Genomic DNA, 11,513 nt, shown 5'->3' with positions numbered 1-11,513 from the left:
CCCCTCAGCCGATGCGGGGGCCGGGGAAGGCCGTCCGCCGCGGCTCGTCGCGCAGCGACGGGCTGCCCGCGGTGGGCTGGGTCGGCATGGAGCGGGTCTCGGAAACCGTCGGCACCGTGGAGAGGCCGGTGCCCACATTGACCGTGCGGGCGCCCGGCGGATCCGTCGCGTGCTCGGCCTCGGTGGCCTTCGGCATCTGCGCGGGGGCCCGGCGGGAGCCGTAACGGCGGTGCACCGCCTGCTTGGTGACGCCCAGCGCGGAGCCCACCGCATCCCACGAGAAGCCCAGTGAACGGTCGAAGTCCACGGCCGCCGTGACCAGGGTCTCGACACTGTCCCGCAGTTCCTGGGCGAGACGGACCGTCGGAGCGGGGGCGCGCCCGTAGACGACGAAGCCCGTGGAGGGGCCGGAGCGGCGCGGGCGGTAGACGTTGCCCAGTTGGGCGGTGAGCGTGCGCAGTGCGTCCACCTGCCGGCGGACCCGCTCGATGTCCCGCACCAGCAGGTGCAGGCTGGCCCGAGCCTGGGCGTCGTGGGTTGCGTGGTCGGCCATGAACAAGCCTCTCGAACCGGCGTTGAAAGGAAAGGGCCCGTACCGGGCCCGTGGTCAACTCTTTCTTGACCAACGCGGATCCGCCCCGCGGGTCACGGGGTGGGGCGTGGCGGCATATGCGTACGCCCCCGCGCACCACCCGCTTCCCGGAACGGGAGACGGAGGTCCCCCGCGGACGTCCCCCGCGGGCGCCCGCCGACGGCGGCTCTCCCCGCACGGGCGCTTCCACCGCCGCCCCATAGACTGGTGCGTTGCCCGTGTCCGTACCCGCCCGAGAGGCCCGAAGCACTCCATGAAGCTCGTCTTCGCCGGTACCCCCGAGGTCGCCGTTCCCGCACTGGACGCACTCCTCGCCTCCGGGCGGCACGAGGTGGCCGCCGTCGTCACCCGGCCCGACGCGCCGGCCGGGCGGGGACGCAGGCTGGTCGCCTCTCCCGTCGCCGAACGGGCCGAGGAGGCCGGGATCGAGGTGCTCAAGCCGGTCCGGCCCAGGGACCCGGAGTTCCTGGAGCGCCTGAAGGAGATCGAGCCCGACTGCTGCCCCGTCGTCGCCTACGGCGCCCTGCTGCCCAGGGCGGCCCTGGACATCCCCGCCCGCGGCTGGGTCAACCTGCACTTCTCCCTGCTGCCCGCCTGGCGCGGGGCCGCCCCCGTGCAGCACGCCATCATGGCGGGCGACGAGATCACCGGCGCCTCCACCTTCCTCATCGAGGAGGGCCTCGACTCCGGGCCCGTCTACGGCACCGTCACCGAGGAGATCCGGCCCACCGACACCAGCGGCGACCTGCTCACCCGGCTGGCCTTCGCCGGCGCCGGGCTGCTCGCGGCGACCATGGACGGCATCGAGGACGGCACGCTGCAGGCCGTACCGCAGCCCGCCGAGGGCGTCAGCCTCGCGCCCAAGGTCGCCGTGGAGGACGCCCGCGTCGACTTCACCGCCCCGGCCCTGCGCGTCGACCGGGTGGTGCGCGGCTGCACTCCCGCCCCCGGCGCCTGGACCACCTTCCGGGGCGAGCGGCTGAAGATCGTCCAGGCCGCTCCCGTGCCCGGGCGGACCGATCTCGAGCCCGGTCGGCTGGCCGTCGGCAAGAACAACGTGTACGTCGGCACCGGTTCGTACGCCGTGGAGCTGCTGTGGGTGCAGGCCCAGGGCAAGAAGCCGATGCGGGCGGCGGACTGGGCGCGCGGGGCGCGGATCGCCGCCGGGGAGAGCGTCGGCACCTGACGCCGCGGACGGCGGCGCGCCCCGACGACGTAGGCTGGGGCGCGCACCCCACCCCACTTCCGGAGCACCTTTTTCGTGAGCGACCAGCCCCGTCGGCCCCGTCGGCCCGCCAAGCCCTACCGCCGGCCCAAGAAGGACCCCGTCCGCGTCCTCGCCTTCGAGGCCCTGCGGGCCGTGGACGAGCGGGACGCGTACGCCAACCTCGTCCTGCCGCCGCTGCTGCGCGCGGCGCGCGAGAAGGGCGACTTCGACACCCGGGACGCGGCGCTGGCGACCGAGCTGGTGTACGGGACGCTGCGCCGGCAGGGGACGTACGACGCGATCATCGCGGCCTGTGTCGACCGGCCGCTGCGCGAGGTGGACCCGCCGGTGTTGGACGTGCTGAGCCTGGGCGCGCACCAGCTGCTCGGAACGCGGATCCCGACGCACGCCGCCGTGTCCGCCTCCGTCGAACTGGCCCGGGTGGTGCTGGGCGACGGGCGGGCCAAGTTCGTCAACGCCGTGCTGCGCCGGATCGCGCAGGACGACCTCGACGGGTGGCTGGAGCGCGTCGCACCGCCCTACGAGGAGGACCCCGAGGACCATCTCGCCGTCGTGCACTCGCACCCCCGCTGGGTCGTCTCCGCGTTGTGGGACTCGCTCGGCGGCGGGCGGGCCGGCATCGAGGACCTGCTGCGGGCCGACAACGAGCGCCCCGAGGTCACGCTGGTCGCCCGGCCGGGGCGGGCCACCACCGACGAACTGCTCGGCGAGGAGGCCGCCGTGCCGGGACGCTGGTCGCCCCACGCGGTGCGGCTGACCGAGGGCGGTGAGCCGGGCGCCGTCAAGGCGGTCGCCGAGAACCGGGCCGGCGTCCAGGACGAGGGCAGCCAGCTCGTCGCCCTCGCGCTCGCCGCCGCGCCGGTCGAGGGCCGTGACCGGATGTGGCTGGACGGGTGCGCCGGACCCGGCGGCAAGGCCGCGCTGCTCGGGGCGCTCGCCGCCGAGCGCGGTGCCGTGCTGCTCGCCTCCGAGAAGCAGCCGCACCGCGCCGGGCTGGTGGCGAAGGCGCTCCACGGCAACCCCGGGCCGTACCAGGTCGTCGCCGCGGACGGGACGCGCCCGGCGTGGCGGCCCGGCAGCTTCGACCGGGTGCTGGTCGACGTGCCGTGCACCGGCCTCGGCGCCCTGCGCCGCCGCCCCGAGGCGCGCTGGCGGCGCCGCCCGGAGGACCTGGCCGGCTTCGCCCCGCTCCAGCGCGGGCTGCTGCGCACCGCCCTGGAGTCCGTGCGGGTCGGCGGTGTCGTCGGCTACGCCACCTGCTCGCCCCACCTCGCGGAGACCCGGGCCGTGGTCGCCGACCTCCTCGGGCAGTTCCCGGACGCGGAGCTGATCGACGCCCGGCCGCTGCTGCCGGGCGTACCGGATCTGGGCGAGGGGCCCGACGTACAGCTGTGGCCGCATCTGCACGGCACCGACGCGATGTACCTGGCGCTCATCCGCCGGACCGGCTGACGCCCGCCTCCGGCTCCCGCACCCCGCCCCCGTCCTCGCGGGCCGACCGGTGCGGCCACCACACCTTCGGGCCCACGTCCAGGAACAGGGAGGTGACCAGCACCGACCGCACGACGAAGGTGTCCAGCAGGACACCCAGCGCGACCGCGAAACCGATCTCGGCGAAGGCGACCATGGGGAGCGTGCCGAGGGCGGCGAAGGTGCCGGCCAGCACCAGCCCGGCGGACGTGATGACGGAGCCCGTGGTGGCGAGAGCGGTGACCACACCGGGCCGGGTGCCCCGGCGGGCGGCCTCCTCGCGGATGCGGGTGGTCAGGAAGATGTTGTAGTCGATGCCCAGGGCCACCAGGAAGACGAAGACGAACAGCGGGAACTCGGTCGCCTCGCCCGCGTAGCCGAAGACGTACCGGAAGGTCAGGGCGCTGAGGCCGAGCGCCGCGGTGAAGGACAGGATCACCGTGCCGATCAGCAGCAGCGGGGCGATCAGGGAGCGCAGCAGGACGCACAGGATCAGCAGGACGACCACCAGCACCAGCGGGATGATCAGCACGTTGTCGCGCAGGGTGGCCCTGTCCATGTCCACCAGGGCCGCCGTACTGCCGCCCACCAGCGCGTCGGCGTCCGGCACCGCGTGCACGGCGTCGCGGACCCGCTCCACGGTGGCCTTCGCCGCCCCGCTGTCCGCCGGGGCGGTCATGGTCGCCTCGAAGAGCACCCTGTCCCCGAAGGAGGGTCTGGCGCCCGGGAGCGGGCCGAGGGAGTCCGGGACGACGCCCTCCGTGGCGGCGACCGCGCGGCCCACCCGCTCGGCCTGCCCCCGGGCGGCGACGACGACGAGCGGATCACCGCTGCCCGCCGGGAAGTAACGCGCGGACACCTCCTGGCCCACGATCGAGTCGGGCTTCCCGATGAACGCGTCCGCGTTGCCGATGCCCTCGGCGCGCAACTGGACCATGCCCAGCGAGCAGAGCGCCAGCGCCGCGGCCGTCACCCCCCAGACCAGGCGCGGGCGGCGGGCGATGCGGCGGCCCGTGCGGGCCCACGGGCCCCGCTCGGTCGGGTCGGGCGCGCCGTGGCGCGGGACCACCGGCCAGAAGATCCACCGCCCGAGGACGACCAGCAGCGCCGGGAAGAGCGTCAGCAGGGCCGACAGGGCGACCGCGACACCGATCGCGGCGACCGGGCCGAGGCCGCTGGTGGAGTTCATCTCGGCGGTCAGCAGCACCAGCATGCTCAGGACGACGGTCGCGCCGGAGGCGAGCACCGCCGGACCCGCGCGGTGCAGTGCCAGCGCCATCGCCTCGTGCCGGTCCGCGTGCCGGCGCAGCTCCTCCCGGTAGCGGGCGACCAGGAGCAGGGCGTAGTCGGTGCCCGCGCCGAAGACGAGCACCAGCAGGATGCCGGCGCTCTGTCCGTTGACCGTGAGCCCGCCGTGCTCGGCCAGCAGGTAGACCAGGGCCTGCGCCGTGAACAGCGCGACGATCACCGAGAACAGCGGGACCAGCAGCAGGGTCGGGCTGCGGTAGGTGATCAGCAGCATGACGACGACCACGGCCGTCGCGGCGAACAGCAGCGTGGAGTCGATGCCCTCGAAGCCCTCGGCGAAGTCCGCCGAGGTGCCGCCGGGACCCGTGACGTGCACGGCGAGTCCGTCGTCGCTCCCGCCGAGGCCGTCCCGGACGGAGTCGACCGCGGGCGCGATCCGCTCCCAGCCCTTCTCGTCCATCGTGATCGGCACGTAGACCTGCGCCGCACGCGGGTCGGTCCCGCGGTCGTAGACCGGCCCGCGCGTCTCGTCGCCCCGGATCCCGTGGTCGCTCAACCGCTCGAGCCGCGTCACGTCCTCGGCGATCCGCTGCCGGTCCGCCGCCGTCAGACCGCTCTCCCGGGCATAGACCACGACCGCGGGGATCTGCTCGGGCCGGAAGTCCTCGGAGATCTCCAGGACCCGGGTCGACTCCGCGGAGCCCGGCAGCCAGGACGCCGCGTCGTTGTCCTGGGCGTCGGTGAGCCTCTGGGCGAGGGGCGCCACCAGGAAGAGAACCACCAGCCACAGCAGCACCACCAGCCACTTGGTGCGCCGGCCGCACACCAGGTACGCGACGTCCCGGCTCCGGGTCATGACGCCTCCCGGAGCCGCGGACGGGGCCGCCGGGCCGCCCGGCACGGCGCGGACGACGGTGCCGGAACATCCGACGACGAACTCAGGTCTGGACCGGAGGGACCATCCGTACCCGGGCATGGCAGGCTTGGTCCATGGCCGTGCAGATCAACCCCAGCATCCTGTCCGCCGACTTCGCCCGCCTCGCGGACGAGGCGAAGGCGGTCGAGGGAGCCGACTGGCTCCATGTCGACGTCATGGACAACCATTTCGTCCCGAACCTCACGCTCGGTGTGCCGGTCGTGGAGTCGCTCGCCCGTGCGACGGACACCCCGCTGGACTGCCATCTGATGATCGAGGCTCCCGACCGGTGGGCGCCCCAGTACGTGGAGGCGGGGGCCGGTTCCGTCACCTTCCACGTCGAGGCGGCCACCGCGCCGGTGCGGCTCGCCCGGGAGATCAGGGCCAAGGGCGCGCGTGCCTCCATGGCGCTCAGGCCGGCGACCCCCGTCGAGCCGTACGAGGACCTGCTCCCCGAACTCGACATGCTGCTCGTCATGACGGTCGAGCCGGGCTTCGGGGGCCAGGCCTTTCTCGACATCATGCTTCCGAAGATCCGCCGCACCCGCGAGTTGATCAACAAGCACGGCCTGCAGCTCTGGCTCCAGGTCGACGGCGGGGTCTCGGCCTCCACCATCGAGCGGTGCGCCGACGCCGGCGCCGACGTCTTCGTCGCGGGTTCCGCCGTGTACGGGGCCGAGGACCCGGCCGAGGCGGTGCGTGCACTGCGCCATCAGGCCGAGGCGGCGACGGCCGGGGCGTCGTGGGCATGCGACCACTGAGCGTCAGGAACGTGAACGGCTCCCAGCAGGGCTGATCAACCGCGCCGGATCTGCAAGGATGAACGGCGAATCCAGAGTGTGAACGGCAGTGAGGAGAGCCCCGTGTCGGGTATGTCGGCGGGCCGGTCAGCCATGCGGATGGGACCCGCTGAGCTGGTGCAGGCGGCGGCCATGGCCCGCCGCTTCTACCTCGAGGGCAAGTCCAAGATCCAGATCGCCGAGGAGTTCGGCGTCAGTCGCTTCAAGGTGGCCCGGGTCCTGGAGACCGCTCTCGAACGGGATCTCGTACGGATCGAGATCCGCGTGCCGGCCGAGCTGGACGCCGAGCGCTCCGACGCGCTCCGCGCCCGCTACGGCCTGAGGCACGCCGTCGTGGTCGAGTCCCCGGTCGAGGCCGAGGAGACACCCGACCCCGAGAACCTGGGAGAGGTGGCCGCCGACCTGCTCGGCGAGCTGGTCAACGAAGGGGATGTGCTGGGCCTGGCCTGGGGCCGGTCCACCATCCACATGGCGGCGGCCCTGGACCGGCTGCCGCCCTGCACGGTCGTGCAGCTGACGGGTGTGTACGACGCCGGGACCGCCGAGCGCGGCTCGGTGGAGGCGGTGCGGCGCGCCGCGCAGGTGTCGGGCGGCGACGCCCACCCCATCTACGCGCCGATGCTGCTGCCGGACGCGGCCACCGCGGCGGCACTGCGCCACCAGACCGGGATCGCGCGGGCCTTCGAGTACTTCGACAAGGTCACGGTCGCCTGTGTCTCCATCGGCTCCTGGGAGCCGGGCATCTCGACGGTGCACGACATGCTCAGCGACGAGGAGCGGGCGCACTACGCCTCCCTCGGCGTCGCCGCCGAGATGTCCGCGCACCTCTTCGACTCCGAGGGGCGCCGGGTCGGCCGGGACCTGGGGGAGCGGTGCATCACGGTCAAGACCGACCAGCTCCGGCGCGTCCCCGAGGTCGTCGCGATCGCGGGCGGACAGCGCAAGGGGCCCGCGATCGACGCGGTGCTGCGCTCCGGGCTCGTCACCAGTCTGGTGACGGACACCTCGGCCGCGGACTACCTGATGACGGTGGGGCCGACGCCGAAGCCGGCGCTCAACCGGGCCGACCCCGACGGAAACTGAGGGGCGGCCGGGAGGGGGCGGTCGCCGCCGCGCCCCTCCGCCGGCGCCCCCGCCTCCCGACCACCTTCGGAGGTTCCTCCCAACCCCTCCCGACCCGCTTGGACGATGCGCCCGGGGACCGCGTACCGGTTGACATGGGACAATGAAGTACGTGCTCTTCCCCCTGGCTGACCTGCCCGGGGGCCACCTCTGATCGACTGGGATGTGCAGCACGTGCGTTTCCTCAACGACATCCAGCCCGCGTACGACCTGACGTACGACGACGTCTTCATGGTGCCGAGCCGGTCCGCGGTCGGCTCGCGTCAGGGCGTGGACCTCAGCTCCCCGGACGGCACGGGCACCACCATCCCGCTCGTCGTCGCCAACATGACCGCCATCGCCGGGCGCCGCATGGCCGAGACCGTGGCCCGCCGCGGCGGTCTCGTGGTCATCCCGCAGGACATCCCGATCGAGGTCGTCACCGAGGTCGTCTCCTGGGTCAAGAGCCGTCACCTGGTGCTCGACACCCCCATCGTGCTGGCCCCGCACCAGACCGTCGCCGACGCGCTCGCCCTGCTGCCCAAGCGCGCGCACAACGCGGGCGTCGTGGTGGACGACGGGCACAAGCCGGTCGGCGTGGTCACCGACACCGACCTGTCCGGCGTGGACCGCTTCACGCAGCTCACCGAGGTCATGTCCCGCGACCTGCTGCTCATCGACGCCGACATGGACCCCCGCGAGGCCTTCAACACCCTCGACGCGGCCAACCGGCGCTACGCCCCCGCCGTCGACTCCGACGGCCGTCTCGCCGGCATCCTCACCCGCAAGGGCGCCCTGCGCGCCACCCTGTACACGCCGGCCACCGACGACCGGGGGCGGCTGCGCGTCGCCGCGGCCGTCGGCATCAACGGCGACGTGGCGGGCAAGGCCCAGCAGTTGCTGGAGGCGGGCGTCGACACCCTCGTCATCGACACGGCGCACGGCCACCAGGAGTCGATGATCAACGCGCTGAAGCTGGTCCGCGACCTCGACCCGAGGGTCCCGGTCGTCGCGGGCAACGTCGTCGCCGCCGCGGGCGTGCGCGACCTGATCGAAGCGGGCGCGGACATCGTCAAGGTCGGCGTCGGCCCCGGCGCCATGTGCACCACCCGCATGATGACCGGCGTCGGCCGCCCGCAGTTCTCCGCCGTCCTGGAGTGCGCGGCCGAGGCGAGGAAGTACGGCAAGCACGTGTGGGCCGACGGAGGTGTCCGCCACCCGCGCGACGTCGCGATGGCGCTCGCGGCCGGCGCGTCCAACGTGATGGTCGGCTCCTGGTTCGCCGGGACGTACGAGTCCCCGGGCGACCTCCAGCACGACGCGGACGGCCGCCCCTACAAGGAGTCGTTCGGCATGGCCTCCGCGCGCGCCGTGCGCAACCGCACCTCGGAGGAGTCGGCCTACGACCGGGCCCGCAAGACGCTGTTCGAGGAGGGCATCTCCACCTCCCGCATGTTCCTCGACCCGGCCCGGCCGGGTGTCGAGGACCTGATCGACTCGATCATCGCGGGCGTCCGTTCCTCCTGCACCTACGCCGGCGCCGGCTCGCTGGAGGAGTTCGCCGAGAAGGCCGTCGTCGGCATCCAGAGCGCCGCCGGCTACGCCGAGGGCAAGCCGCTGCACGCCAGCTGGAACTGACGGCGACCGCCCCTGCCGCACGGCCCCCGCTGATCCCGTCGCCGGGAGGGCGGGGGCCGCGGTGCGTCCGGGCGCGACGACCGTGGCCGGGGGCAGCGGCCGGTGCGGCCGCGACCTCGGGGGGTGATCTCCGACACCCCGCGCACGGGCGCCCTCCCCGCGCGGCCCGGTCACCGCCTCCTCCCGGCCGCCTCGACCGCCGGACGCACCGGGGCGCCGACGGGATCCGCCGCGGGTGTGCCGGCCCCCGGACCTCCCTGGTCAGGGAGGTGTCCGGCGCCGGGGAGGCCCGGCCCGCCGACCGCGGGCCGGACGCAACGGACGAAAGCCGCGGCGCAACGAACACCCGTTCCGGTGCGAAGAACGCAACGATCTTGCGGCGGTCCGCAAGATTGCTGCATTTCAGCAGCAACGTTCGACCTCGTAGGGTTACGCGCTGTACGTGGTGCGGCGGGGGACCGCCCGGCGGGTCCCGGCTGTCGCGGGGCGCCGCCGGTCCCCGCCGCGGAAACACCGGCAGCGATGAAGGAGTCAGCGCGTGCTCGACCAAGGCGCACCCCCGCACGACAACAGGCCCACCGCGTCGTCCGCCCCGGGCGCCGGTGCGCGCCTGATGCGCCGCAAGCCCGTGGAACGCCTGGTCGCGGAGGGTGGGCAGGGCGAGGGAGGATCACTGCGCCGCTCCCTCGGGCTGTGGCAGCTGACCATGATCAGCATCGGTGCCACCCTCGGCACCGGCATCTTCGTCGTCCTCGGCGAGGCCGTCCCCAAGGCCGGTCCGGCCGTCACCCTCTCCTTCGTCATCGCCGGTCTGACCGCCCTCTTCTCGGCCCTCTCCTACGCGGAGCTGGCGGGCACCATCCCGGTCTCCGGCTCCTCGTACTCGTATGCGTACGCAACGATGGGCGAACTGGTCGCCTGGGTCTGCGGCTGGTGCCTGGTCCTCGAGTACGGCGTGTCGGTCGCCGCCGTCGCCGTCGGCTGGGGCGAGTACCTCAACGAACTGCTCGACGGCACCATCGGCGTCACCATCCCGGCCGCGCTGTCCGCCCCGCCCGGCGACGGCGGCGTGTTCAACCTGCCCGCGCTGATCGTGGTCCTGCTCGCCATGGCGTTCCTGATGGGCGGCGCCCGCGAGTCCGCCCGCGCCAACACGATCATGGTCATGGTGAAGATCGGCGCGCTGGTGCTGTTCTGCGCCATCGGTGTCCAGGGCCTGCGCTCCGGCAACTACGAGAACTTCATGCCGCTCGGCATGGCCGGCGTCAGCGCCGCCGGGGCCACCCTGTTCTTCTCCTACATCGGCTTCGACGCCGCCTCCACCGCGGGCGAGGAGGCGAAGAACGCCCAGCGCGACCTGCCCCGGGCGATCCTGCTGTCGCTCGTCGTCGTCACCGCGCTGTACGTCCTCGTCGCCGCCGTCGCCGTCGGCGCCAAGCCCTGGGAGGACTTCACCGACTCCGAGGCCGCGCTCGCCCAGATCATGCGCGAGGTCACCGGCCAGACCTTCTGGGGCACCCTGCTCGCGTTCTGCGCCGTCATCGCCATCGCCAGCGTCGTGCTGACCGTGCTCTACGGACAGACCCGCATCCTGTTCGCCATGTCCCGGGACGGGCTCGTGCCCAAGGTGTTCGCCAGGGTCCACCCGAAGACCGGCACGCCCCGCACCAACACCCTGATCGTCTCCCTGTTCTGCGGCGTGCTCGCCGCCGCGATCCCGCTCGGCCAGCTCGCCGACGCCACCAGCATCGGCACCCTGTTCGCCTTCGCGCTGGTCAACGTGGCCGTCGTGGTGCTGCGCCGGACCCGACCCGAGATGCCCCGCACCTTCCGGGTGCCGCTGTCGCCGGTCCTGCCCGCGCTGGGCTTCGGCTTCTGCGTGTGGATGATGGGCAGCCTGTCCACCGTCACCTGGGTGGTCTTCGGTGTCTGGATGGCCGTCGGCCTCGTGTTCTACTTCCTGTACGGCTACCGCCGCTCCCGGCTCGCCGCACCGGCCGCACCAGAAACGAAGTGAACCACCCGCAGTGCTGAACGATCTCGACGAACGCATCGTGCACGCCCTCGCCGAGGACGCCCGCCGCTCCTACGCGGACATCGGCCAACTCGTCGGCCTGTCCGCGCCCGCCGTGAAACGCCGCGTGGACCGGCTGCGCGCCACCGGAGCCATCACCGGCTTCACCGTCCGGGTGGACCCGGCCGCCCTCGGCTGGGAGACCGAGGGGTTCGTCGAGATCTACTGCCGCGGCAACACCTCCCCGGAGACCATCCAGCGGGGCCTGGAGCGCTACCAGGAGGTCGTGGCGGCCTCCACCGTCACCGGTGACGCGGACGCGATCGCCCAGGTCTTCGCCTCCGACATGCGCCACTTCGAACGGGTCCTGGAGCGCATCGCCGGGGAGCCGTTCGTCGAGCGGACCAAGTCCGTGCTGGTGCTGTCGCCGCTGCTGCGGCGCTTCTCGTCGGGATCGCCCACCCAGGGCCAGTAACCGGACCCTAAGGGTCCGGTTACTGGCCCTG

At 73.4% G+C, this 11,513-nt stretch carries 9 protein-coding genes; 7 read left to right on the top strand and 2 right to left on the bottom strand.

What is annotated here, in order from left to right; genetic code table 11:
* Positions 1-4: 4 nt before the first annotated feature.
* Positions 5-553 (bottom strand): hypothetical protein, encoded by a 549-nt coding sequence (locus tag B7L92_RS26330; RefSeq protein WP_081239877.1) that lies wholly within the window; start codon positions 551-553, stop codon positions 5-7.
* A 292-nt stretch (positions 554-845) separates the two neighbouring features.
* Here B7L92_RS26330 and fmt point away from each other — a divergent pair, with 292 nt between their 5' ends.
* Together fmt and B7L92_RS26320 are read left to right on the top strand one after the other, a co-directional pair.
* On the top strand, positions 846-1,778 hold the full coding sequence (gene fmt, locus B7L92_RS26325) for a methionyl-tRNA formyltransferase (RefSeq protein WP_016827111.1): 933 nt from the start codon (positions 846-848) through the stop codon (positions 1,776-1,778).
* A 75-nt stretch (positions 1,779-1,853) separates the two neighbouring features.
* On the top strand, positions 1,854-3,272 hold the full coding sequence (locus B7L92_RS26320) for an RsmB/NOP family class I SAM-dependent RNA methyltransferase (RefSeq protein WP_081239875.1): 1,419 nt from the start codon (positions 1,854-1,856) through the stop codon (positions 3,270-3,272).
* On the opposite strand, the gene B7L92_RS26315 is transcribed toward B7L92_RS26320, so the two are convergent.
* Positions 3,253-5,394 (bottom strand): MMPL family transporter, encoded by a 2,142-nt coding sequence (locus B7L92_RS26315; protein ID WP_081239874.1) that lies wholly within the window; start codon positions 5,392-5,394, stop codon positions 3,253-3,255. The genes B7L92_RS26320 and B7L92_RS26315 overlap by 20 nt on opposite strands.
* Before the next feature lie 134 nt (positions 5,395-5,528).
* Between B7L92_RS26315 and rpe the strand changes: the two genes are divergently transcribed.
* The 5 genes from rpe to B7L92_RS26290 all read left to right on the top strand — a co-directional run bounded on the left by rpe (position 5,529) and on the right by B7L92_RS26290 (position 11,482).
* On the top strand, positions 5,529-6,215 hold the full coding sequence (rpe, locus tag B7L92_RS26310; protein WP_081239873.1) for a ribulose-phosphate 3-epimerase: 687 nt from the start codon (positions 5,529-5,531) through the stop codon (positions 6,213-6,215).
* Positions 6,216-6,293: 78 nt separating this feature from the next.
* Complete coding sequence (locus B7L92_RS26305; protein ID WP_081239872.1) at positions 6,294-7,337, top strand: sugar-binding transcriptional regulator; 1,044 nt, start codon at positions 6,294-6,296, stop codon at positions 7,335-7,337.
* A gap of 213 nt (positions 7,338-7,550) precedes the next feature.
* Positions 7,551-8,993: a GuaB1 family IMP dehydrogenase-related protein gene (locus B7L92_RS26300; protein ID WP_081239876.1), complete on the top strand. Its 1,443-nt coding sequence runs from the start codon at positions 7,551-7,553 to the stop codon at positions 8,991-8,993.
* A 538-nt stretch (positions 8,994-9,531) separates the two neighbouring features.
* Positions 9,532-11,010: an amino acid permease gene (locus B7L92_RS26295; RefSeq protein WP_081239871.1), complete on the top strand. Its 1,479-nt coding sequence runs from the start codon at positions 9,532-9,534 to the stop codon at positions 11,008-11,010.
* A gap of 10 nt (positions 11,011-11,020) precedes the next feature.
* Positions 11,021-11,482, top strand: coding sequence for an Lrp/AsnC family transcriptional regulator (locus B7L92_RS26290; protein ID WP_004990717.1), 462 nt, complete (start codon positions 11,021-11,023; stop codon positions 11,480-11,482).
* Positions 11,483-11,513: the final 31 nt, after the last annotated feature.

The organism is Streptomyces viridosporus (genome assembly GCF_002078235.1).
Lineage (GTDB): Bacteria > Actinomycetota > Actinomycetes > Streptomycetales > Streptomycetaceae > Streptomyces > Streptomyces viridosporus.
Note: the sequence above shows the minus strand (reverse complement) of the source record. Positions and strands in the feature narration are given on the sequence as shown.

Excerpts from the sequence above, each read along its gene's own strand:
- B7L92_RS26330 (WP_081239877.1), bottom strand. The coding sequence starts at position 553 with ATGGCCGACCACGCAACCCACGACGCCCAGGCTCGGGCCAGCCTGCAC.
- rpe (WP_081239873.1), top strand. The coding sequence starts at position 5,529 with ATGGCCGTGCAGATCAACCCCAGCATCCTGTCCGCCGACTTCGCCCGC.
- fmt (WP_016827111.1), top strand. The coding sequence starts at position 846 with ATGAAGCTCGTCTTCGCCGGTACCCCCGAGGTCGCCGTTCCCGCACTG.
- B7L92_RS26315 (WP_081239874.1), bottom strand. The coding sequence starts at position 5,394 with ATGACCCGGAGCCGGGACGTCGCGTACCTGGTGTGCGGCCGGCGCACC.